Raw genomic sequence first — 22,866 nt, forward strand, 5'->3', positions numbered from 1 at the left:
ACACCCTGGCCGACAACGAAACCCATGCCGATGCGGCGGGCGAGAACAGCCTGTTCGAAGACTTCGCGGTGCTGCTCACCGACCAGGACGGCCAGTTCGACAGCGACACGCTGTCGGTGAACATCATCGACGACGTGGCCGAAGCGCAGAACGACACGGACTCGCTGGCGGCCGGTGGATTTGGCCCGGCGACGGGCAACGTGATCACCGATGCGGCGGCGGGCGATGCGGGCGACAGCGACACGGGCGCGGACACCCGCGGCGCGGACGGTGCGCAGGTGTCCTCGGTGACGGCGACGACGGCCGGTGGTGCGCCGACGGTGGTGGCGGGCGCGACCGTGGTGCAGGGCGAATACGGCGTGCTGACGCTGAACCCGGATGGTTCCTACAGCTATGTGCGCGATGCCGGTACGCCGGGCGGCGTGTCGGACGTATTCACCTACACGCTGCAGGACGGCGATGGCGACACGGACACGGCGACGCTGACGATCGCGATCGGCAACACGCCGCCGGTGATCAGCAACCTGACCCCGTCGGCCAATGGCGGCGACGTGACGGTGGACGAGGATGACCTGGCCGATGGCTCGGACAGCTCAAAAGAGAGCCTGACGCAGTCCGGCAGCTTCACCATCAGCTCGCCTGATGGCGTGGCCGCGCTGACGATTGGCGGGGTGAGCTTCATCAGCAACGGCGTGTTCACGGCGGGCTCGTTCGTCACGGACCTGGGCAACACGCTGAGCGTCACGGCCTACGACCCGGTAACGGGCGTGGTGAGCTACAGCTACACCCTGGCCGACAACGAAACCCATGCCGATGCGGCGGGCGAGAACAGCCTGTTTGAAGACTTCGCGGTGCTGCTCACCGACCAAGATGGCCAGTTCGACAGCGACACGCTGTCGGTGAACATCATCGACGACGTGCCGACGGACTTCTGCCCGGATGGCGCGCATGTCGTGCTGGGAGTTGCCTCGCCTTTGCCTCAGCCTCTGGTGATCGAACGGGCCCTGAACTTTGCCGCGGGCGCCGGGGCGGATGGAGTCGGCAGCGTCGCGTTCAACCTGAGCCTGAACGTGGACAGCGACAACAACGGCATTATGGATGCGCAGGCCTTCACGGATGCGGATGGCCTTCAGCTCTACATGCGCAACGAAGAGTTGTTCCTGTCCTATGATGGCGATACCCAGCACCTTGTCGCCAAGACCCTGGACGGCGAGGTGGCCTTCACGGCCGTGATAGATGCCGATGGCGATGTGTCCATCACCATGTTCAGCGGCTCCTTCATCAGCAACACGGTCATCACCACGGTGACGGATCTTAGCGGAGTCGGTGGCGGGGATGTGCCCTTCAAGGGCCTCAACCTCACTATCAAAGATGGCGGCAAGACAGTGCCGGATCCGGATGACAGCAACGACGTGCTGGTGTCCTCGGAAATCCGGCCCTTCAACGATGCCGATGCCGGGAGTGTCAACAGTAACGCCAATTCACTGGGGGTTGGCCAGGGCAATGAGGTTTCCAATGGCGAGGTCATTCGTTATGACCTGGTTACGGGGCTGAGCATCAACGACCAGCAAAACAATGAGAGCTACAGCTTCGATGGCTATCAGGAAACCTTCGCCTTCCGGCAAAAGATCCTCATCGAGGGTGGTAGCAAGGATGCCGACTTCAAACTGCGGATCTACAAGGAGACAGGTGCCTTGTCTGGCACTACGTCCCTGGTGGGCTCGAGTCTGGTGGCGCAGCAGCTGGCCCTGCTCATTGCTGAAATCACCCTCTACGACGCCCAGGGCAACGAACTCAGCGATGCCGATAAGCAGAATCATGTGGCCCTGGACCCGGACGACAGCAACGGCCTGATTCTCTTCGATATTGCCGATGGCTGGACCTTCGAGATCAACAGCGTCGACGGGCTTGGCCAGAAGCAAGCCTTCAACGCCATCGAAATCGAGGCTATCGAGTCCACCAACGGCGTCGTGAACGCTGACGGCACGGTGACCAGCTTCAAGCTGGGCGAGTTCTCCTTTGGCGAGTCGACAGATATCAATCCGGTCTCGTTCGAGTTGCCCGTGATCGGTACCGATGGCGATGGCGATTCGGTGACCAGCTCGATTGACGTGACGGTCTACCCGGACACCAAGAGCATTGTGGGAACCTCGGCGATTGATACCCTCACCGGCGATGGCGGGGAAAACTATCTCTTCGGGCTTGCCGGCAACGATACCCTGGTGGGCAATGGCGGCGACGACATCCTGCTGGGTGGCTTGGGTAGCGACAGCCTGGATGGCGGTGCCGGCAGTGATGTCTTTGTCTGGCAGGCCGGCGAAGGTGTCGGTGGGGGGGTGACCGATACCGTGCTGAATTTCGCCAAGGGCTTCAATACCGGCGGCGACCAACTCGACCTGTCGGATCTGCTGACCTGCGAGGATGGCGGGGTGGGCAATCTGGGCAACCTGCTGCAGTACATCGACATCTCAACGGCCAACATGTCGGGAGACGCGGGATTGCTGGATACCGTGATCAAGGTGAGCACCACGGGCGACTTCAACCCGCTCGATCCCACCGGGACGGCGCCCGCTGCCGGCCTGGTCGACCAGACCATCGTTCTGCAGGACGTCAACCTGATGGATGCCGGGTCAGGTTACGGCTCCACCGAAGGCAGTGTGATCCTGGGGATGCTCGGTGACGGCACGCTGAAGATCGATACCGTTTGACCTGCGTGTGTACGATCAGCCCGCTACCCTTGCTGGGGTAGCGGGCTTTTTTATGCACGGTTCCGTTCACTAGCTGCATGGGCTTTGCCGTGTTGCAGCGCTCAAGCGGGGCTTGGTTTTCATGCCTGGAGGGCATCGCATGGTGTATGTGCAACGGGACGATGAAGGGCGTTTGCTGCGGGTGGAGCACGACCCTTTCGACGGGATGACCGAAACCCTGGCGATTGAAAGCGCGGAGCTGCATAGCTGGCTGAGCGCCAAGGAGGAAGTGAAGGAACGCCTGGCCAGCCTGAAAGAGTCCGACCTCGAACTGGTGCGCGTGCTGGAGGATGTGGTCGGTGTGCTGGTGGCCAAAGGCGTGATCCGCTACACCGACCTGCCCGAGGCGGCGCGGCGCAAGCTGGACCGGCGCGCGGTGACGCGGGCGGAGATCGAGGGGCTCAGCGGTCTGCTGGGCGAAGACGAGGGGCATCTGATCTGATCCGTAGCGCTGGCGGGGCGCTCTGCATGCGGCACGCGAGCTGCCGCGGGCTGCCTTTGCCGTACGCCAGGCTGCTTGTCAGTTCTTCCAGGGCGCCGGCGCGCCGATCAGGCGGCCCATGGCGCCCTGGATGCCCAGCTCGCTGAGCGCCGCCAGCTCGCCTTCGGTCTCCACCATCTCGGCTATCAGCGGCAGGTCGATGCTGTTGGTGGCGCGGAAGATGGCTTCGATGAACAGGCGCTTGTCGCTTTCCTGGTCGATGGCGCGGATATAGGTGCCGTCGATCTTCAGGTAGGCCAGGCCCAGGTGGGTCAGGTTGCCGATCAGGCTGAAGCGCCCGCCGAAGTGCTGCAGGCCCAGGCTGAAGCCGGCTTCGCGCACGCTCTGGCTGAGCTTCTCCAGTTCCGCAGGAGGCGGCAGGTGGCGTTCGTCCAGCTCCAGGGTCAGCAGCGGGCCTTGCTCCGGGTGCTCCTTGAGCAGGCCGAGCAGCTTCGCCAGGCTGGCCGGTTCGCGCAGAGTCGCGGCGGACAGGCTGAGCGCCAGGGGCTGCGGGTGCTGGGCGAGATGCGCCAGGCTGTGTTCGAGCATGACCAGGTCGAGGCGCGCGGCCCAGCCCAGGCGCTCGATCCAGGGCAGGAAGCGACCGGCGACCACGGCTTCGCCCTGCGGGTCGAGCAGGCGGGCGAGCACCTTGAGGTGCAGCGGCTGGTTGCGATCGGCGCAGCGGGTGACCGGCTGGAAGTACAGCTGCAGCTTGCTCTGGCTGAGCGCTGCGTCGATCCAGGTGCGCCAGTCGTGCAGGCCATGTCCGTTGTTGCTGGTGAAGTCGTCCAGGCGCTCCCATGGCTTGCCGGGATTGCTCTGCGCCTGGGCCAGCGCCTGGTCGGTACGGCCGATCACATCGCCGACCGCCTCGCCGGGGCGGAAGGCGGCAATGCCCAGGTGCGCCACCGGCGTGCAGTCGCTGGCACCGGTCTGGCGCAGGCTTTCCAGGCCCTCGATCAGTTCCTGGGCCAGGCGGTCGGCGTCTTCGCCGGCCAGGCCGGGGGCGAGCAGGGTGAACTCGCCGCCGCGGCTGCGCGAGGCCAGCCAGTCCGGGGTGCCGCGCTCGGCCAGCAGGCGGGTGAGCAGTTCGCCGATGGCGCTGATCAGCTGGTCGGTCTTTTGCCCACCCAGGCGCTGGTTGAGGCCGCCCAGGTCGTTGACGCGCAGGAACATCAGGTAGCCGGCGACATGCTGTTCGGCCAGGCTCAGCTGGTTGGCCAGGCGGATGTCGAACAGCCGCCGGTTGGCCAGGCCGGTGAGGCTGTCCTGGTAGGCCTCTTCGCGTAGCTTTTCGCTGCGCGCGGCCTCTTCGGCGAACAGGGTCTTGAGCTTCTCGACCATCTGGTTCATGGCCATCACCACCCGTTTCAGTTCGGGGGTGCGCGGCACCTTGGGCAGGGTGAGGAACTCGCGGCGGGTGATGGCCTGGGCCTGCTGCACCATGGTGTCGAGCGGGCGCAGCTGGGTACGCAGCAGCCAGCCGCCGAGAATGGCGCTGACCAGGCCGCACAGCAGCAGCCAGAGCAGGCTGCCGATGGCGCTGTCCCAGAGTTTGGCCAGGGCGAACTGCGGGTGGCTGAGTACTTCGACCCGCGCGGCCTGTTCCCAGCCGCGCATGATCAGCGCGTCGCCGCCCTGGGGCTCCAGATCGACCAGGTCGACGAACCAGGACGGCACCTGGTCCGAGGTCACCGTGGTGCGCCGCTCGACTATGACTTCCTCGCTGGGGATGCGCACCACGCGGATGGTGGCGAAGTAGCCGCTGTCGAAGATCGAGCTGACCATCAGCTCGATCATCGCCGGGTCGTCCACGTGCGGGGTCATCGACAGGCCCAGCGCCGTGGCGGCATCCTGGGCGTGCGAGCGCAACTGGCTGAGCAACTGCTCGCGGGACGACTCCACGCCGGCGATGAAACTGCCGGTGAAGGCCACCACGAGGAACAGGCAGATGGCGAGAAATAGCTGTTTCAGCAGAGACATAGCGTTCTCCTAACCCTCTCCGATGGCGAAGCCTTCGGCCCGCATCTTCTTCAACAGATCCTGCCAGCGCGACAGCTTCTTGGAGTCGCTCTTCTTGCCGGTCGTGCCCGGCAGGTACAGGCCTTCGGCATTGAAGGCATAGACCGGCAGCAGATCCTGGCGCTGGGAGGCCGGGCGAATCTCGCCGACCAGGTTGTCCAGCACCAGGGGCTCGGCGCTCGGGCTGGCGTAATAGGTCAGCACCATGTGCGCCTGGTTGTACTGCAAGGCTTTGACGTAGGTGATGCGCAGCTTTTCACTGGGGATGCCGAGGCGGCGCAGGGTGAAATACTTGGCGATGGAGTAGTCTTCGCAGTCGCCGGCGCCCTTGATCAGCGCCTCGAGCGGGGTGGCCCAGTAGTCGTCCTGGCGCCAGTTGCGGATGTCGTCGGTGAAGCGGAACTGGCGGTTGAAGAAGCGGTTGACCACGGCCAGCTTCTCGCGCTCGGGCAGCTTGGCGCTGCTCTGGATCAGTTCGTCCCAGGCTTCGATGCGGCCCTTGCCGACGCTCAGGGTGCCGTAGCGCTTTTCCGCAGTCTGGATGACCAGGGCGAAATCCCAGTTGGCCCGCGCCGCGACCCCCAGCAACAGGCCCAGCAGCAGGCCGAGCGCCAGCCACGCAGCCGGGCGGCGCGGTGCTCGTCCCTGAAGGCGTGGCCGAGGTGGCATGCGATCAATCCTCGCGGAAAGTTCAGCAAGTCTAGGCAGCGTGTCAGGTTTTTGCCGGCTTTGTTCGCCGGCCAGGCGGGCTGGTCAGCGGCTGGGCAGGGTTTTCTGGCGGAGGATGTACAGGCTGACCAGCACGGCGCTGGCCAGCATGCCGGCGCGGGCCCAGGGCAGCGGCACCAGGTAGCAGGAGAAGGCGATGCTCAGCCACATCAGGCCGATGGCGTAGGCCTTGGCCTTGAGCGGGATGCCGTTGCCTTCCAGGTAATCGCGGATCCACGGACCCAGGTGGCGATGGCCGACCAGCCAGTGATAGAAGCGCCGCGAGCTGCGCACGAAGCAGGCGGCGGCCAGCAGCAGGAAGGGCGTGGTCGGCAGCACCGGGACGAAGATGCCGATCACCCCCAGCAGCACGCTCAGCCAGCCCACCGCCAGCAGCGCATAACGCACGCTGCGGTGACGGCTCTGCTGGATGTCGCTGTGCGCCATCAGCGCGCCTTAGTGATGGCGGGGCTTGAGCAGCGCCGGCTTCTCTTCCGGCGCGTGGCACAGGAGGAACAGGGCGGTGAGCAGCTCGGGGATCTGGTCGACCATGCTGTCCACCAGATCGCGGTCACGGGCGATCTCGGCGAACTCGGGCTGTTCGTCGAACAGGCCGGAGGCGACCATGATCGGCAGCAGCAGCTCGCTGACCTCGTCTTCGGCGTCTTCGAACCACACCGATTCGCGCAGGAACACGCCTTCCATGAAGCCGATGCACCAGCCGCGCAGGTCGGAGTCGTCCGGCACTTCGCCGAGGTCGACCTCGCAGGGGAATTCCGGATCATCGTCGCTGGCCAGCTGGCGGCCGATATGGCCCTTGAGCTGCAGCAGGGTGGCTTCGATTTCCTCACGCTCGGCGTCGCTGCGGTAGTGCGGCGGCTCGGCGAACAGGGCGTCGATCCACTCGCGCTCCGGTACCGGCTCCGGGCAGATCGACAGGGCGGTCAGATAGCCGTGTGCGGCCACGTAGTCCAGGGCCTCCTCGTGCAGTTCATCGGCATCGAGAAAGGCTTGCAGACGGGACAGTTGCTCGGCGAAAGACATCGTGGGCTACCTTGAGAAAAGAATCTTTTCGATTCTAGCCCCCTGAGTGGGCAAAAGCACGGCCGACAGGCGTTGGCTGCAGGGGCATGCCGCTCGCGTATACTGCGCCGCTGCATATGGAGACCGGCATGCTCGACCAGGCGCTACGCATTCTCAAAGACGTTTTCGGCTACGACGCCTTCCGCGGCAACCAGGCGGCGATCATCGAACGCGTGGCGGCGGGCGGCGATGCGCTGGTACTGATGCCCACCGGCGGCGGCAAGTCGCTGTGTTTCCAGGTGCCGGCGCTGCTGCGCGAAGGCCTGACCGTGGTGGTGTCGCCGCTGATCGCGCTGATGGACGACCAGGTCGCCACCCTCGACGAGCTGGGCGTGGCCGCGGTGGCGCTCAACTCCACCCTGGACGCCGAGGCCCAGCGCGAGATCGCCGAGCGCATCCGTCGCGGCGAGATCAAGATGCTCTACCTGGCCCCCGAGCGCCTGGTCCAGCCGCGCATGCTGGCCTTCCTGCAGCGCCTGCAGATCGGCCTGTTCGCCATCGACGAGGCGCACTGCGTGTCGCAGTGGGGCCACGACTTCCGCCCCGAATACCTGCAGCTGGGCCAGCTCGCCGAACTGTTCCCCAATGTGCCGCGCATCGCCCTGACCGCCACGGCGGACATGCGCACCCGCGAGGAGATCGTCCAGCGCCTGCACCTGGAAAACGCCGAGCGCTTTCTCTCCAGCTTCGACCGGCCGAACATCTTCTACCGCATCCTGCCCAAGGATCAGCCGCGCAAGCAGCTGCTGGCCTTCCTCGCGGCGCGCAAGGGCGATGCCGGCATCGTCTACTGCCTGTCGCGCAAGAAGGTCGAGGAGGTCGCGGCCTTCCTCAGCGAGCAGGGCTACCCGGCGCTGCCGTACCACGCCGGCCTGGCCAACGACCTGCGCGCCTACCACCAGAAGCGCTTCCTCAACGAGGAGGGGCTGATCATGGTGGCCACCATCGCCTTCGGCATGGGCATCGACAAGCCCAACGTGCGCTTCGTTGCCCACCTCGACCTGCCCAAGTCGTTGGAAGCCTACTACCAGGAAACCGGCCGCGCCGGCCGTGACGGCCTGCCGGCGGATGCCTGGATGGCCTACGGCCTGCAGGACGTGATCTTCCTCAAGCAGATGCTCAGCAATTCCGAGGGTGACGAACGGCACAAGCGCGTCGAGCAGCACAAGCTCGATGCCATGCTCGCCCTGTGCGAGGAGACCCGCTGCCGCCGCCAGGCGCTGCTGGCCTACTTCGACGAGGATATGCCGCAGCCCTGCGGGCATTGCGACAACTGCGTCGACGGCGTGCAGACCTGGGATGCCACCGAACCGGCGCGCCAGGCGCTGTCGGCGATCTACCGCAGCGGCCAGCGCTACGGCGTCGGCCACCTGGTCGACATCCTGCTGGGCCGCGAGAATGACAAGATCCGTGCGCCCGGCCATCAGCACCTGGCCGTGTTCGGCATGGGCAAGGCGCTGAGCGAGGGCGAGTGGCGCACCCTGTTCCGCCAGCTGGTGGCCCGCGGCCTGGCCGATGTCGACCTCGACGGTTACGGCGGCCTGCGCCTGTCCGACAGTTGCCGGCCGCTGCTGCGCGGCGAAGTCAGCCTGCAGCTGCGCCGCGACCTCAAGCCGCAGCAGGCGGCCAAGGCCTCCGGCAGCAGTGCCAGCCAGTTGGTGCGGGTGGATGAGCGCGAGCAGTGGGAGGCCCTGCGCGCACTGCGGCGCAAGCTGGCCGAGGAGCACGGCGTACCGCCTTACGTGATCTTCCCCGATGCCACCCTGCTGGAAATGCTGCGCAGCCGCCCGGCCTCGCTGAGCGACATGGCCCAGGTCAGCGGCGTCGGCGCGCGCAAGCTGGAACGCTATGGCGAGGCCTTCCTCGAAGTGCTCAATGGCGCCGTGGAGACGGCCCCGGTGGTGGCCGACCTGCGCCACGAGTTGGTCAGCCTGGCGCGCGCCGGGATGACCCCGCTGCAGATCGCCAGCCAGCTCAAGTGCAGCGAGAAGAACGTCTACAGCCTGCTGGCCGAGGCCATCGGCCGCCAGCAGCTGAGCCTGGAGCAGGCGCTGGATCTGCCGGAGGACCTGCTCGGCGAGATCCAGGACGCCTTCCTCGATGGCGAGGGCGAACTGCCGCCGGTGGCGGCGCTCGCCGAGCAGTTCGCCGGGCGCGTCGAGGACGGCGTGCTGCACTGCGTGCGCGCCGCCCTGCAGGCCGAGTTCGAGGTGTGAGCGGCGGCGCTGGGCTTGTCGCCGGCACCCCCGCCCTCTAAGGTGGCTGCACAGGTTCGCGTGTCGAGGTGTCGGTGTCGCTGTATCGCACTTGGTTGGCCGATGTGCCCGCAAATCCCTATGCCGAGCAGCTCAAGCAGGGCGTGCAGCGCCTGCGCTTCGCCCGCCCGCTGGAGCGCCAGTACCGCCTGTACCAGCGTCAGGAAAGCTACGGCCTGCGGCGCATAGCCCTGGCCTTCGGCGTGCTGGTCTGGCTGGCGTTCGCCGTCCTCGATCAGCTGGTGATCGGCGCGCCGGAGCGCTGGTGGGCGCTGGCCCTGCGCCTGGGCGTGCTGGTCCTGCTGCTGGGCTACGCCTGGTTGCTGCTGCGCCAGCCGCATTCGCCCTGGCTGGGGCCCTTCAGCCTGCTGTGCATCACCGCGCTGGGCGTCTCGGCCACGGCGGTGGTGGGCATCGCCCACCTGCGCCATCCGCACTTCCCCTACGAAGGCCTGCTGCTGATCTGCATGGCCGCCTACTTCCTGGTGGGCCTGCGCCTGAGCGAGGCGCTGCTCAGCTCGGCGATCATGCTGGCCGCCTACCTGGCATTCGACAGCTGGGCCGGCACCGCGCCGGCGCGGCTGGCCAACAACCTGGTGTTCCTGCTGTTTGGCAACCTGATGGGCGCGGTGGGCTGCTACCTGCTGGAGTACCGCTCGCGCGAGCACTTCCTGGTGGGCAACCTGCTGCAGGCGCTCGCCGAGCAGGACAGCCTGACCTGCCTGCACAACCGTCGCAGCTTCGACCGCCAGCTCGAGCGCCTGTGGCGCCAGGCCCAGCGCGAGCGGGTGCCGGTCGCGCTACTGCTCGGCGATGTCGACCACTTCAAGGCCTACAACGACCGCTACGGCCACCAGGCCGGCGATGCGGTGCTGCGCCAGGTCGGCCAAGTGTTCCAGCAGGCCGCCCGGCGCCCGCTGGACATGGCCGTGCGCATGGGCGGCGAGGAGTTCGCCGTGCTGCTCTACGACATCGATGCCGCGCAGATGCTGCAGCGCGCCGAGGCGTTGCGCCAGGACGTCGAGGGCCTGCAAATCGAGCATGCCGGCTCCACCAGCGCCGCCGTGGTGACCCTGTCGATCGGCGTGGTCTGCCTGCTGCCGCAGCCCGGCCAGGCCCCGAGCAGCCTGTATCAGCAGGCCGACCGCTGGCTGTACGAGGCCAAGGCGTTTGGCCGCAACCGGGTGATGAGTACGGCGCTCTAGGTCCGTCGCTTTGGCGCATTCTGTCGCCAGACGCACGCCGGCCGGCTGCTAGCATCGCCGTTTTCGCCGCCGAGCAGTGCCGATGCAACGACTGATCCAGGCCAATGGCCAGCCCCATTACGGCATCTTCGCCGAGGCCCCGGGCCTGGTGAACTACCGCGACTTCGACTTCCGCTCGCCCATGGGCCGGCGCCTCGGTGCCCTGGCCAAGTGGCGGCGCTTCCATCAGTTCCAGTACTTCGGCCTGGTCAGCCACGAGCTGATCGGCGGCTGCGCCCTGGGCAACCTGAGCCTGCTCGGCGTCGGCTTCGTCTATCTGTTCCATCCGTCCAGCGGACGCCTGATCGAACGCCAGTTCCGCCTGCCCCTGGGCTTTGGCAGCCGCTTCTCGCAGCAGCCGGACGACGGCATCTGCGAGTTGCGCAGTGGCGGCAACCTGCTGCGCCTGGAGAATCGCCCGCAGCCGAAGGAGAAGCGCCTGCTGGTCGAGCTGGACGACGGCACGCGCATCGACGCGTACTTCTCCGAGCAGCAGCCGGCCTTTCAGCCCATGTGCATCTGTACGCCCACGGCGGTCAACGGCTGGGTCTACGCGCAGAAGGTCGCCGGGGTGCGCTGCCGCGGTACGGTGCAGAGCGCGCTGGGCGATTTCGATCTGCAGGCGCTGGACGCCTTCGCCCACCACGACTGGTCGGCCGGCTACATGCGCCCGGAAACCCACTGGAACTGGGCCTGCCTGTCCGGCGAGGTGGGCGGCGTGCGGGTCGGCCTGAACCTGTCCTGCGGGGTCAACGAAACCAGCTTCAGCGAGAACTGCTACTGGCTGGACGGCGAGCTGATCCAGGTCGGCGGCGTGCACTTCCAGTTCGACCGCGACGACCCGCTGCAGCCCTGGCAGATCCGCTCCGCCGATGGCCAGGTCGAGCTGCGTTTTCGCGGCCACGGCCTGCACCGCGAACGGCTCGACCTGGGCCTGCTGGCGAGCAACTTCAAGCAGGTCTTCGGCTGCTTCGAGGGCGTCCTGCGCCCACCGGGCCGGGCTCCGCTGGTGATCGAGCAGCTCTGGGGCTTCGTCGAGGATCAGTATGTGAAATGGTAACGGCGGGCTTGGCGGGGGCCCGCGGCGGAGTTATGGTTAGGTGACTAATAATTAGGTTTTTCTGCTGTCTGCCCGCCATAGGGGCAGGCGGGCGGTGGCAGGAACCGGGAAATCGTCACTATGAATAACTTTGCGCAACACAGTTTCGGCATGCAGCTGGCTCAACTTTCCCGCGCCTGGCGCGCCGAACTGGATCGCCGCCTGGCCGGCCTCGGCCTGTCCCAGGCGCGCTGGCTGGTCCTGCTGCACCTGGCCCTGCACCAGGAGCCGCCGACCCAGCGCGAGCTGGCGAAAACCGTCGGGGTCGAGGGGCCGACCCTGGCCCGCCTGCTCGACGGCCTGGAGGCCCAGGGCCTGGTCCAGCGCCAGGCCGTGCCGGAAGACCGGCGGGCGAAGAAGGTGCTGCTCAGCCCGCAGGCCCGCCCGCTGATCGAGCAGATCGAGAGCATCGCCATGGGCCTGCGCAAGGAGCTGTTCGCCGGCGTCAGCGAGGAAGACATGCAGCTCTGCCAGCGGGTCCATGCCCAGGTCCTGGCCAATCTGGAAAAGAACTGAGGTTGCCCATGAGCGAAGCCACGCGAGCCGCCAAACCCGAGGTGGTCATCACCTACTGCACCCAGTGCCAGTGGCTGCTGCGTGCCGCCTGGCTGGCCCAGGAACTGCTCAGTACCTTTGCCGACGAGCTGGGCAAGGTCAGCCTGGAACCGGGCAGCGGCGGGGTGTTCCGCATCAGTTGCGACGGCAGCCAGCTGTGGGAGCGCAAGGCCGATGGCGGTTTCCCCGAGGCCAAGGTGCTCAAGCAGCGCCTGCGCGACCTGATCGACCCGGCCCGAGACCTGGGCCACAACGACCGCTAGCGGTCAGCTGAGGTCGTCGACGCTCGGGCTGTGCTTGCTCAGGCGTGCCGAGAGCACCGTGGCCAGCACGATCAGCGCGCCGCCGCAGAGCATGCGCAGCCCCGGCTGTTCGTGGAACAGCCACCAGGCGAAGGCGATGCCGTAGACCGGCTCCAGGGCGAACACCACCGAGGCGTTGCGCGCGTTGAGCACGCGCAGGCTGGCGACGAACAGGCTGTGCGCCAGCGCCGTGCAGAGCAGGCCGAGCAGGCCGATCCACAGCCAGTCGAGCGGGCGCACCGCGGGCAGCAGGCTCCAGGCAAAGGGCAGGCTGCACAGCAGGATGCTGACGTTCTGCCACAGCGCGGCCTGGGCCGGGTGCAGGCCGCGGGTGGTGGCGCGGTTGCTCACCGACACCAGGGCGAACAGCAGGCCGGACAGCACCGCCCAGGCCAGGCCGAGGGTAGCCTGGTTGCCGAAGTCGAAATTCGGCGTGACCAGCACCAGGCCCAGGCAGACCAGGCCGACCACCGCCCATTCGCCACGGCGCACCCGCTCCTTGAACAGCAGCCCTTCGAGCAGCACGGTAAAGGCCGGGAAGGTGGCGAAGCCGAGGGTGGCCACCGCCACGCCCGCCACCTTCACCGCGATGAAGAAACTCCACCAGTGCCCGCCGAGCAGCAGGCCGGCACCGGCCAGGGCCAGGCGGCGCTGCCAGCTGGGCCGCTCCTGGCCGGCGGCGGAGCGGGCGAACAGGCCCAGGGCGCCGACGGCGAACAGGGCGCGGCCGAACACTATGACCACCGGGGCGGCCAGGGCCAGCTTGCCGAAGATCCCGGACAGGCCGAAGAACAACGCGCCCAGGTGTAGGGCCAGAAGTGCCTTGCGCCGGTTCATGCCAGGCGGGCGCCGTTGGGCAGCGGATGCTCGAAGCTGGCCAGCACCACCTTGCCGCCCTCGTCGTAGACGCCGGTGACCAGCACCTCCGAGCGGATCCCGGCGATGCGCTTGGGGGCGAAATTGCACACGCAGAGGACCTGGCGGCCGATCAGCTGCTCGGCCGAGTAGTGCGCGGTGAGCTGGGCGCTGGAGGTCTTGATGCCCAGCTCGCCGAGGTCGACTTCCAGCACATAGGCGGGTTTCACGGCTTTCTCGTTGAGGCGGGCGCTGCGCAGGGTGCCGACGCGCAGTTCCACGCGCTCGAAATCCTGCCATTCGATGGTTTGCATAGGCGACTCCTGAATATCGGCAGAGTCTAGACGGCGCCCGCGCGCCCGGTCTGTCGGGCTACTCCCGGGATTTGTCGCGAGACTCGCGGCGCAGCTGGCGCGGCGTGCTGCCGAGCTGGCGTGCCAGGGCCGCGGTGAAGGCGCTCTGCGAGGCGTAGCCGACCCGCGCGGCGACTTCGCCGACCGCCAGGTTGCTGGCCAGCAGCAATTCGCGGCCCAGCTGCAGGCGGCGGCTGCGCACGTAGTCCATCGGCGTCTGCCCGGTTTCGTCGAGGAAGCGCGCATGGAAGCGCGCCACCGACAGGCCGCACAGGCGTGCCAGGTCGGCCACCTGCAGCGGGTGGGCGCAGTGGCGCGCGATATGCGCATCCAGCGCGGCCAGCGGCAGGCCCGGGCTCGCCGCCGGCGGGCTGCTGCTCAGGCTGGCCAGCAGCAGGGCGGCGCCTTGCTGGGCGATCACCTCATCGTTGATCGGGCTGGCGGCCAGCCAGTTGACCAGCTGGCTCTGCGCCGGATTGAGCAGCACCCGGCCGGGGCGTTCGAGCAGACGCCGGCCGGCATCGGCATGGGCGCCCAGGCGCTGCTGCAGCCAGCCGTCCGCGGGCACGTCGAGCACCAGGCAGTGGCTGCCGGCGGCACTGGCGCAGGCATGGTGAGCGCTGGGCGGCACCACGGCGAGGCTGTGGCTGAGCACCTGGCAGCCCTGGCCGGCGACTTCGAAATCCAGGCAGCCGGACAGGCCGAACACCAGTTGGGCGTGCTCATGGCTGTGGGCGATCTGTTCGTGGCGGTACTGGCGCAGGGAGAGGACCGGGTGCATGGCGGGCTCCTGAAACGAGCTGGCAGTCTACACCGTGGTCGCGCTCGGGTGCTTGTCATCGCGCTGCAACCTGGATGTCACGGTGCCTTCACCGCTGGCGTGCACGCTCGCGCTAAACCCAGCGGAGAACGCCGATGAGCATCGCCGAGCGCAGCACACCCAGCCGCAAGCAACGAGTCCGCACCCTGTGGATCTCCGACGTGCACCTGGGCACCCGCGACTGCCAGGCCGAGCGCCTGGCCGAGTTCCTCAAGCGCTACCAGGCGGACAGGATCTACCTGGTCGGCGACATCATCGACGGCTGGAAGCTGCGTGGCGGCATCTACTGGCCGCAGGCCCACACCAACGTGATCCGCCGCCTGCTGACCATGAGCAAGCGCGGCACCGAGGTGATCTATGTCACCGGCAACCACGACGAGTTCCTGCGCCGCTACTCGCGGCTGATCCTCGGCAATATCCAGCTGGTCGATGAGGCCGAACACCTCACCGCCGACGGCCGCAAGCTGCTGGTGATCCATGGCGACCAGTTCGACGTGATCACCCGCTACCACCGCTGGCTGGCCTTCCTCGGCGACAGCGCCTACGAAGTCACCCTGACCCTCAACCGCTGGCTCAACCACTGGCGCGAGCGCTACGGCTACGGCTACTGGTCGCTATCGGCCTACCTCAAGCACAAGGTCAAGACCGCGGTGAACTTCATCAGCGACTTCGAGGAGGCGATCGCCCACGAATGCGTCAAGCGCGGCTTCGACGGCGTGGTCTGCGGGCATATCCACCACGCCGAGATCCGCCGGGTCGGCGAGGTCGAGTACCTCAACTGCGGCGACTGGGTGGAGTCGTGCACGGCGCTGATCGAGCACCTGGATGGCGGCATCGAGCTGTACCGCCTGGCCGAGGCCCAGGCCCGCGAGGCCCAGCTGGCCATCGGGCAGGTGGCATGAGGATTCTCATCGTCAGCGATGCCTGGCTGCCGCAGGTCAACGGCGTGGTCACCAGCCTGCAGGCGCTGGTCGCCGAGCTGCGCGGCCTCGGCCACCTGGTCAAGCTGCTGTCGCCGCAGGATTTTCGCACGCTGCCGTGCCCCAGTTACCCGGAGATTCCGCTGGCCTGGGACCTGTGGCGGGTCGGCCCGGCGCTCCGCGAGTTCCGCCCGGACTGCGTGCACCTGGCCACCGAGGGCCCGCTCGGCTGGGCCGCCCGGCGCTGGCTGGGCCGGCGCGGGCTGGCCTTCTCCAGCGCCATCCATACGCGCTTTCCGGAATACGTGCACGGCCGCTGGCCGCGGATTCCGCTGAGCTGGGGCTACGCCTACCTGCGCCGTTTCCACCGGCCGAGCCAGGCGGTGCTGGTGAGTACCGAGCGCATGCGCGAGGCGTTTGCCGCCCACGGCCTGCGACGCCTGCAGCTGTGGCGCAAGGGCGTGGATGGCACGCAGTTCCGACCGCAGCCAGGACTGCCGGGCGAGCCGGTGTTCCTCTACGTCGGGCGCCTGGCCGCGGAGAAGAACCTGCGGGCCTTCCTCGACCTGGACCTGCCGGGTGAGCAGCGCGTGGTCGGCGACGGCCCGCAGCGCGCCGAACTGCAGGCGGCCTATCCCCGGGCGCGCTTTCTCGGCTACCAGCAGGGCGCCGAGCTGGCGCAATCCTTCGCCACGGCCAGCGTGCTGGTGTTCCCCTCGCGCACCGACACCTACGGCCTGGTGATGCTCGAAGCGCTGGCCTGCGGCACGCCGGTGGCGGCGTTCCCGGTGGCCGGGCCGCTGGATGTACTGGAGGAGGGCGTCAGCGGGGTGATGCGCGAGGATCTGCGCGAGGCCTGCCTGGCGGCCCTGCAGCTGGACCGCGGGCGGTGCGCGGCGCTGGCGGCGCGGCAGTCGTGGCGGGCCTCGGCGCTGGAGTTCCTGGCCCGGCAGCCGTTGCTGGATGGCGAGCCGGTGCCGGTCGAGGAGCTGCAAGCCCTGCAGACGTAGGTTGGGTTGAGGTGCGCAGCGCCGAAGCCCAACAGTACTCCCGGAAACACGTGTTGGGCTTCGCTGCGCTCAACCCAACCTACGCGCGCAACCCAACTTGCTCCAGAATGCAGAAGCCGCCTTGCGGCGGCTTCTTCGTTACAGGATGACCTTGTCGCGCAGCTTTTCGGCGGCCTGGTTGAGGGCCTGGATGACCTTTTCCTTGTCGTAGTTCTGGATGCCGTTGGTATCCAGGTACATGGAAAAGCCCGGCAGCTCGTGTTCGACATAGCTGGACTTGGCGCCCAGATCGCGGCGGAAGTCCACCACCTGGTAGATCTGCACCGGGCGGCTGAAGCCCTTGACCGCGATCTGGCCCTTGTCGCGGCACATGATCACGTCCTTGGCCAGGGAATAGGTCTCGTGGGAGATCAGGATCTCGCCGGCCTCGGCCGCGCTTTCCAGGCGGCTGGCCAGGTTCACTTCGCGGCCGATGATGGTGTAGTCCATGCGCGTGTCGGCGCCGAAGTTGCCCACCGTGCAGTAACCGGTGTTCAGGCCCATGCGGATTTCCAGCGGCTTGGTGATGCCCTGGGCGCGCCACTGCTGGCGCAGCACCTTCATGTGCTTGCGCATGGCGATGGCCATGGACACGGCGTTCACCGCATCCTTCTTGGCGCCCTGGGTGGCCGGGTCGCCGAAGAACACCATGACGCTGTCGCCGACGAACTTGTCGATGGTGCCGCCGTATTTCAGGGCGATCTTCGACATTTCGTTGAGGTAGGTGTTGAGCAGGTCGGTCAGGGCCTCGGCTTCCAGTTCCTCGGACAGCTCGGTGAAACCCTTGATGTCGGAGAAGAACACGGTGAGCTTCTTGCGCTGGGTTTCCAGGCGCACGTGCTTCTTGCCGCTGAAGATCATTTCCCAGACCTGCGGCGACAGGTACTTGGCCAGGTTGCGCGCCAGGCGGGCGGCCTTTTCCTGTTCCTTCTTGATCTCGCTGCGGACCTGGGTCAGGTGGCGGCTCTGCTGGTTGACGAAATAGGCGGTGATGCAGATGTACAGGGTGGTCAGCAGGATGCTGACCAGGGCCACCAGGATCGGCGTGCTGGCATTGACCCGCGGCTGGGCCAGGGTGCTGGTCAGCGCCACGCTGCCGGCGGCTACCAGCAGGGCCAGGCCCATGTGGCGCAGGCCGCCGGAGATCAGGGTGCTGAAGCTCAGGGTGAGCAGGAACATCAGCGTCGGCACCACCGAGAAGCCCATCAGCACGGCGGCCATGCCGGCATGCACGGCGTCGATGAACAGCAGCACCAGGTGGGTCTTTTCCGGGTAGTCGCGCTTGAAGCGGTTGCCCAGGTGGTGGGCCAGGTGCGGGTAGAGCAGGGCGTAGGGCACCATCCACAGGATGTCGTAGCCGAAATGCTGGGAGTAGGTGCCGGCGGCGAGGCTGGCCGCCGTCGCGATATAGGCCAGCACGCGGGAGTAGTACTCGCGCAGCACGGGGGTGGAATGGACCCGCAACGGGTCCTGGGCGACAGACTTAATCAAATGCGAATGATCCCTGCTGGTTTTCTGGCGCTTCTGGCGAGCGCCTGGGTGGTCTGCAAGACCTGAGCCAAGGCTATGGCAAGGCGGGATCATAACCATGTGCGGGGCCGGCGGCCAAGCAGGATCGCCGAACGGTGGGCCCGGCGTGCGCTCGCGCCGTGGCCCGGCAGGGGGAAGTCGACCGGCAGCTGGCGGCTGATCCGCGTGCTTGAGCGGACCAGCGCCGGACTCAGGTTCTCAGAAGCGGATGCGCCCGGTGAAGGCGTCCTTGAGCATGACCCAGTCGCCCATGAAGCTGTACAGCGGGTACTTGAAAGTGGCCGGGCGGTTCTTCTCGAAGACGAAGTGGCCGACCCAGGCGAAGCCGTAGCCGGCCACGGGCAGGGCCAGCAGCCACAGCCACTGCTGGCTGGCCAGGGCATAGCCGAGGATGCCGAGCACCAGCAGGCTGCCCACGTAGTGCAGGCGGCGACAGACATCGTTGCTGTGCTCCTGCAGGTAATAGGGGTAGAACTCGGCAAAGCTGTGGAAGCGTTCGGTGGTTGCGGCGCGCATGGCGTACCTCCTGTCATTGTCGGCTGGCAGTGTAGGGCGACTGTCTCCGGCGGCCAGTGACATACAGTGCCAGTTTAGTATCCTCATGGCGCCATTTCGTGCCGACCAACCTAATAAGAACAATCGATGAGCGAACGTACCACTTCATCCAGCTGGGCATCCGGCATCGTCGCGGCCCTAGAACTGGGCGGTGTCGATTGCCGCAGCCTGTTTGCCCGTCTCGGCCTCGACTATGCGGCGCTCGCCGATGCCGACGCGCGCTTCCCCCAGGACGCCATGACCCGCCTGTGGCACCTGGCGGTGGAAGCCTCGGGCAATCCGGCCATCGGCCTGAACATGGCCAAGGTGGTACGCCCGTCATCCTTCCATGTGGTGGGCTACGCGCTGATGTCCAGCCGCAATCTGCTGGAAGGCTTCGCCCGCCTGGTGCGCTACCAGCGCATCATCGCCGAGGGCTCGGACCTCGGTTTCCAGCCGACGGCCGACGGCTACCAGTTGACCCTGGTGATCCATGGCGATCGCCTGCCATCGGCCCGGCAGAGCGCCGAAGCCTCGCTGGCCTACTCCCTGGCCTTCTGCCGCTGGCTCACCGGCAAGCCGCTGACGCCGCGGCTGGTCAGCTTCCAGGGGCCGCCGCCAGTGGATCTGCAACCCTACAAGGAGGTGTTCCAGGGGCCGCTGAAGTTCAATGCCGAGCACTATGCGCTGCTGTTCGAGCGGGCCGACCTGGATGCGCCGCTGCCCACCGCCAACGAGGCGCTGGCGCAGCTGCACGACCGTTTCGCCGGCGAATACCTGGCGCGCTTCTCGGACAGCCGGGTGATCCATCAGGTGCGTCAGGTGCTCTGCCGCCTGCTGCCCCAGGGCGAGCCCAAGCGCGAGGCGGTGGCCCAGGCTCTGCTGCTGTCCGAGCGCACCCTGCAGCGGCGCCTGCAGGACGAGGGCACCAGCTACCAGCAACTGCTGGACGACACCCGCCGCGAGCTGGCCGGGCAATACCTGGCCCAGCCCAACCTGACCCTGCTGGAAATCGCCTATCTGCTGGGCTTCGCCGACCCGAGCAATTTCTTCCGCGCCTTCCGCCGCTGGTTCGACACCACCCCGGGCGAGTACCGCGCCGGTCTGTAGCCCACCTCTCAGAACCTGCTCAAGGTCTCGCGAGCTAGAGGCATGCAAGGCAAAAGCAGGCGAAGAAGCGCAGTTTACGACTGGTAAATGAGCATTCTGAGCCTACTTTTAACGCCGCAGGTCAGACGCGCAGCAGACGTTGAACAGGTTCTCAGTGGCGCCAGAAGGCCGGCAGCAGTAGCACCAGCACGGTGAGGATTTCCAGGCGGCCGAGCAGCATGCCGATGGTCAGCAGCCACTTGGCGCTGTCCGGCAGGCTGGAGAAGTTGCCGGCCGGGCCGATGATCGGGCCCATGCCGGGGCCGACACCGGCCACCGTGCTGGCCGCGCCGGACAGCGCGGTGATCCAGTCCAGCCCGCACAGGGTCAGGGCCAGGGCCAGGGTGGCGATGGTGATGGTGAAGAAGAACGAGAAGGTCAGGATCGAGCGGACGATGTCCTCGTCCAGGCGGTGGCGGTTGTACTGCTGCTTGATCACCGCCCGCGGGTGCACCAGCTGCTGCAGGTTGGCCTTGAGCAGGATGTAGGCGACCTGGAAGCGGAAGATCTTCAGCCCGCCGGCGGTGGAGCCGGAACAGCCGCCGACGAAGCCCAGGTAGAAGAACAGCATGGTGGCGAACGGGCCCCACAGGCTGTAGTCGCCGAGGGCGAAGCCGGTGGTGGTCATCACCGAGGTGAGGTTGACCGCGACATGGCGCAAGGCCTCCAGCCAGTGCAGCTGGTTGGTCGCCCAGTACCAGGTGGCGAGCACCAGCCAGCTGCTCAGCAGGATGAACAGGAAACCGCGGACCTGGGCGTCGCGCAGCAGCGCCTGGTAGTTGCCGCGCAGGGTCGATACGTAGAGCACGAAGGGCAGGCTGCCGAGGATCATCACCACGACCGCCACCCAGTGCACCGCCGGCTCCTGCCACTTGGCCAGGGATGCGTCGGAGGTGGAGAAGCCGCCGGTGGCGATGGCCGACATGGCGTGGTTGATGGCGTCGAACGGGTTCATCCCGGCCAGCCAGAAGGCCAGCACGGCCAGGGCGCTGAGGCCGACATAGGCCAGCACCATGTACTTGGCGACCATGTGCGAGCGTGGCATGACCTTGTCCGAGCGGTCCGAGGATTCGGTCTGGAACAGGCGCATGCCGCCGATGCGCAGCATCGGCAGGATGGCCACGGCCATGGCGATGAAGCCGATGCCACCGAGCCAGTGCAGCAGCGAACGCCAGATCAGCACCCCCGGCGACATGCTGTCCAGGCCGCTGAAGATGGTGGCGCCGGTGGCGGTGATGCCGGACATGCTCTCGAAGTAGGCATCGGTAAAGCTGACGTGCTGGGTGAACAGGAACGGCACGGCGGCGAAGATCGACACCAGGATCCAGCTCGACACCGTCAGCATGTACATGTCGCGCGGGCGCAGCTGGCTGTTCTGCGGCCGGCCCTGGGCCACCAGGGTGATCCCGGCGATAAAGGTGATCAGGCTCGACCAGAGAAAGGCGTTGATGCCCTGCGGCTGTTCGTAGATCAGCAGGGTGCCCACCGGCACCAGCATGCTGATGGCCAGGGTGATCAGGAAGATGCCGTTGATGAAGCCGAGGATGCGCAGGGTGGGCAGGGTCATGGGGTGCTATGGCGCCGGGTCGATGGGCTGAGTCTAGGTGCGCGGCGGGCGCAGGCCGAGGCGCTGGTCATCAATGTTTCCAGAATGCCTTGGTGAACAGCACCAGCACGGTGAGGATTTCCAGGCGGCCGAGCAGCATGCCGATGGTCAGCAGCCACTTGGCGCTGTCCGGCAGGGTCGAGAAGTTGCCGGCCGGGCCGATGATCGGGCCCAGGCCCGGGCCGACGTTGCACACCGCGGTGGCGGCGCCGGTCAGCGCGGTCACCCAGTCCAGGCCGGTGAGGGTCAGACCGAGGGCGATCACGCCGATGGTGATGGTGAAGAAGAAGGAGAAGGTGATCAGCGAGCGGACGATGTCTTCGTCCAGATTGTGGTTGTTGTACTGCTGCTTGATCACCGCGCGCGGGTGCACCAGCTGCTGCAGGTTGGCCTTGAGCAGCACGTAGGCGACCTGGAAGCGGAAGATCTTCAGGCCGCCGGAGGTGGAGCCCGAGCAGCCGCCGACGAAGGTCAGGTAGAAGAACAGCAGCACGGCGAAGCTGCCCCAGGTGGTGTAGTCGCCCAGGGCGAAGCCGGTGGTGGTGACCACCGAGGTGACGTTGACCGCGACGATGCGCACGGCATCCAGCCAGGCATGCTCGGAGTTGGCCCACAGCCAGGTGCCGAACACCAGCCAGGTGAGCAGCAGGAAACCGACGAAGCCGCGTACCTGGTGGTCCTTGAGCAGCGCCTTGCGGTGGCCGCGCAGGGTGGCGACGTAGAGCATAAAGGGCAGGCCGCCGAGGATCATCAGCAGCACCGCGACCCAGTGCACCGCCGGTTGCTGCCAGTTGGCCAGGGACGAGTCGGAGGTGGAGAAACCGCCGGTGGAGATCGAGGCCATCGAATGGTTGATCGCCTCGAACGGCGTCATGCCGGCGGCCCAGAAGGCCAGGAAGCCGAGGCCGGTGAGCGCCAGATAGATCAGCAGGATGTACTTGGCGGCCATGTGCGAGCGCGGCATGACCTTCTCGCCCCAGTCCGAGGATTCGGTCTGGAACAGGCGCATGCCGCCGACCCGCAGCAGCGGCAGGATGGCTACCGCCATGCCGATGAAGCCGATGCCCCCCAGCCAGTGCAGCATCGAGCGCCAGATCAGGATGCCCGGCGACATCTTGTCCAGCCCGACCAGAATGGTGGAGCCGGTGGTGGTGATGCCGGACATGGTCTCGAAGAAGGCATCGGTGTAGCTGATATGGGCGATGATCACCATCGGCAGGGCGGCGAAGCAGCACACCACCACCCAGCTGGCGGTGGTCAGCAGGTACATGTCGCGCGGGCGCAGCTGCAAGTGCTGCGGTCGGCCGGGAATGACCAGGGCCAGGCCGGCGGCGAAGGTGATCAGGCTGGACCAGAGAAAGGCATTGAGGTCTTCAGTCAGCTCGAACGCAAACAGGGTCAGCATGGGGATGACCATGCTGGCGGCCAGGGTGATCAGGAAGATACCGAGGATGAAACCGATGATGCGCAGAGTCGAGACGGCCATGAGGCACTCGAATGACGGGAAAGGCCGGCATTCTACCTGCCTGCCCGGCTGGCTAGAAGTAGTGC

The 22,866-nt window shown here is 66.9% G+C and carries 21 protein-coding genes; 10 read left to right on the forward strand and 11 right to left on the reverse strand.

Annotation, left to right across the window (positions count from 1 at the left end; translation table 11 throughout):
- Nucleotides 1–2,708: type I secretion C-terminal target domain-containing protein (locus tag F3I16_RS18495; RefSeq protein WP_160495014.1), on the forward strand; the 2,708-nt coding region annotated here is incomplete at its 5' end.
- 139 nt (nucleotides 2,709–2,847) lie between these two features.
- A complete protein-coding gene (locus tag F3I16_RS18500; RefSeq protein ID WP_160495015.1) occupies nucleotides 2,848–3,189 on the forward strand; it encodes a tryptophan synthase subunit beta in 342 nt (113 codons plus the stop codon).
- A 78-nt stretch (nucleotides 3,190–3,267) separates the two neighbouring features.
- Here the strand turns inward: F3I16_RS18500 and lapD are convergent, their stop codons facing one another.
- The 4 genes from lapD to F3I16_RS18520 form a co-directional block, all read right to left on the reverse strand.
- The gene (gene lapD, locus F3I16_RS18505) at nucleotides 3,268–5,214 is read right to left on the reverse strand and encodes a cyclic di-GMP receptor LapD (RefSeq protein ID WP_160495016.1); all 1,947 of its coding nucleotides are present in this window, start codon (nucleotides 5,212–5,214) and stop codon (nucleotides 3,268–3,270) included.
- Between the two features lie 9 nt (nucleotides 5,215–5,223).
- Nucleotides 5,224–5,922, reverse strand: a complete 699-nt coding sequence (gene lapG, locus F3I16_RS18510; RefSeq protein WP_160495017.1) for a cysteine protease LapG — start codon at nucleotides 5,920–5,922, stop codon at nucleotides 5,224–5,226.
- Between the two features lie 84 nt (nucleotides 5,923–6,006).
- Nucleotides 6,007–6,408, reverse strand: a complete 402-nt coding sequence (locus F3I16_RS18515) for a YbaN family protein (RefSeq protein ID WP_160495018.1) — start codon at nucleotides 6,406–6,408, stop codon at nucleotides 6,007–6,009.
- Nucleotides 6,409–6,417: 9 nt separating this feature from the next.
- Nucleotides 6,418–7,005, reverse strand: a complete 588-nt coding sequence (locus tag F3I16_RS18520) for a YecA family protein (RefSeq protein WP_160495019.1) — start codon at nucleotides 7,003–7,005, stop codon at nucleotides 6,418–6,420.
- Nucleotides 7,006–7,133: 128 nt separating this feature from the next.
- On the opposite strand from F3I16_RS18520, the gene recQ reads away from it, so the two are divergent.
- The 5 genes from recQ to F3I16_RS18545 all read left to right on the forward strand — a co-directional run bounded on the left by recQ (nucleotide 7,134) and on the right by F3I16_RS18545 (nucleotide 12,460).
- The gene (gene recQ, locus F3I16_RS18525; protein ID WP_160495062.1) at nucleotides 7,134–9,260 is read left to right on the forward strand and encodes a DNA helicase RecQ; all 2,127 of its coding nucleotides are present in this window, start codon (nucleotides 7,134–7,136) and stop codon (nucleotides 9,258–9,260) included.
- Nucleotides 9,261–9,355: 95 nt separating this feature from the next.
- The gene (locus tag F3I16_RS18530; RefSeq protein WP_160495063.1) at nucleotides 9,356–10,504 is read left to right on the forward strand and encodes a diguanylate cyclase; all 1,149 of its coding nucleotides are present in this window, start codon (nucleotides 9,356–9,358) and stop codon (nucleotides 10,502–10,504) included.
- A gap of 82 nt (nucleotides 10,505–10,586) precedes the next feature.
- The gene (locus F3I16_RS18535) at nucleotides 10,587–11,603 is read left to right on the forward strand and encodes a DUF2804 domain-containing protein (protein WP_160495020.1); all 1,017 of its coding nucleotides are present in this window, start codon (nucleotides 10,587–10,589) and stop codon (nucleotides 11,601–11,603) included.
- 120 nt (nucleotides 11,604–11,723) lie between these two features.
- The gene (locus F3I16_RS18540; protein ID WP_160081531.1) at nucleotides 11,724–12,158 is read left to right on the forward strand and encodes a MarR family transcriptional regulator; all 435 of its coding nucleotides are present in this window, start codon (nucleotides 11,724–11,726) and stop codon (nucleotides 12,156–12,158) included.
- A gap of 8 nt (nucleotides 12,159–12,166) precedes the next feature.
- Nucleotides 12,167–12,460, forward strand: a complete 294-nt coding sequence (locus F3I16_RS18545) for a SelT/SelW/SelH family protein (RefSeq protein WP_160495021.1) — start codon at nucleotides 12,167–12,169, stop codon at nucleotides 12,458–12,460.
- Nucleotides 12,461–12,463: 3 nt separating this feature from the next.
- Here the strand turns inward: F3I16_RS18545 and F3I16_RS18550 are convergent, their stop codons facing one another.
- Genes F3I16_RS18550 through F3I16_RS18560 form a run of 3 tightly spaced genes read right to left on the reverse strand, consistent with a single transcriptional unit; the run spans nucleotide 12,464 to nucleotide 14,488 of the window.
- Nucleotides 12,464–13,336 (reverse strand): DMT family transporter, encoded by an 873-nt coding sequence (locus F3I16_RS18550; RefSeq protein WP_160495022.1) that lies wholly within the window; start codon nucleotides 13,334–13,336, stop codon nucleotides 12,464–12,466.
- A complete protein-coding gene (locus F3I16_RS18555; protein ID WP_160495023.1) occupies nucleotides 13,333–13,668 on the reverse strand; it encodes a tRNA-binding protein in 336 nt (111 codons plus the stop codon). The genes F3I16_RS18550 and F3I16_RS18555 overlap by 4 nt, the downstream gene beginning before the upstream one ends.
- Before the next feature lie 58 nt (nucleotides 13,669–13,726).
- A complete protein-coding gene (locus F3I16_RS18560; RefSeq protein ID WP_160495024.1) occupies nucleotides 13,727–14,488 on the reverse strand; it encodes an AraC family transcriptional regulator in 762 nt (253 codons plus the stop codon).
- Nucleotides 14,489–14,622: 134 nt separating this feature from the next.
- On the opposite strand from F3I16_RS18560, the gene F3I16_RS18565 reads away from it, so the two are divergent.
- Both F3I16_RS18565 and F3I16_RS18570 read left to right on the forward strand, forming a co-directional pair.
- Nucleotides 14,623–15,429, forward strand: coding sequence for a UDP-2,3-diacylglucosamine diphosphatase (locus F3I16_RS18565; RefSeq protein WP_160495025.1), 807 nt, complete (start codon nucleotides 14,623–14,625; stop codon nucleotides 15,427–15,429).
- The gene (locus F3I16_RS18570; protein WP_160495026.1) at nucleotides 15,426–16,457 is read left to right on the forward strand and encodes a glycosyltransferase family 1 protein; all 1,032 of its coding nucleotides are present in this window, start codon (nucleotides 15,426–15,428) and stop codon (nucleotides 16,455–16,457) included. Before F3I16_RS18565 ends, F3I16_RS18570 begins: the two co-directional genes overlap by 4 nt.
- 138 nt (nucleotides 16,458–16,595) lie before the next feature.
- Here F3I16_RS18570 and F3I16_RS18575 read toward each other — a convergent pair whose 3' ends face one another.
- Together F3I16_RS18575 and F3I16_RS18580 are read right to left on the reverse strand one after the other, a co-directional pair.
- Nucleotides 16,596–17,987, reverse strand: coding sequence for an adenylate/guanylate cyclase domain-containing protein (locus F3I16_RS18575; RefSeq protein ID WP_256670230.1), 1,392 nt, complete (start codon nucleotides 17,985–17,987; stop codon nucleotides 16,596–16,598).
- Nucleotides 17,988–18,224: 237 nt separating this feature from the next.
- Nucleotides 18,225–18,542 (reverse strand): Mpo1-like protein, encoded by a 318-nt coding sequence (locus F3I16_RS18580; RefSeq protein WP_160081517.1) that lies wholly within the window; start codon nucleotides 18,540–18,542, stop codon nucleotides 18,225–18,227.
- A 126-nt stretch (nucleotides 18,543–18,668) separates the two neighbouring features.
- On the opposite strand from F3I16_RS18580, the gene F3I16_RS18585 reads away from it, so the two are divergent.
- On the forward strand, nucleotides 18,669–19,670 hold the full coding sequence (locus F3I16_RS18585; protein WP_160495028.1) for an AraC family transcriptional regulator: 1,002 nt from the start codon (nucleotides 18,669–18,671) through the stop codon (nucleotides 19,668–19,670).
- Between the two features lie 151 nt (nucleotides 19,671–19,821).
- Here the strand turns inward: F3I16_RS18585 and F3I16_RS18590 are convergent, their stop codons facing one another.
- Nucleotides 19,822–21,276 (reverse strand): TrkH family potassium uptake protein, encoded by a 1,455-nt coding sequence (locus tag F3I16_RS18590; RefSeq protein ID WP_160495029.1) that lies wholly within the window; start codon nucleotides 21,274–21,276, stop codon nucleotides 19,822–19,824.
- A gap of 70 nt (nucleotides 21,277–21,346) precedes the next feature.
- Nucleotides 21,347–22,801, reverse strand: a complete 1,455-nt coding sequence (locus F3I16_RS18595) for a TrkH family potassium uptake protein (protein ID WP_160495030.1) — start codon at nucleotides 22,799–22,801, stop codon at nucleotides 21,347–21,349.
- Nucleotides 22,802–22,866 lie beyond the last annotated feature (65 nt).

It is taken from the genome of Pseudomonas sp. L-22-4S-12 (genome assembly GCF_009799935.1).
In the GTDB taxonomy this organism is placed as follows: domain Bacteria; phylum Pseudomonadota; class Gammaproteobacteria; order Pseudomonadales; family Pseudomonadaceae; genus Aquipseudomonas.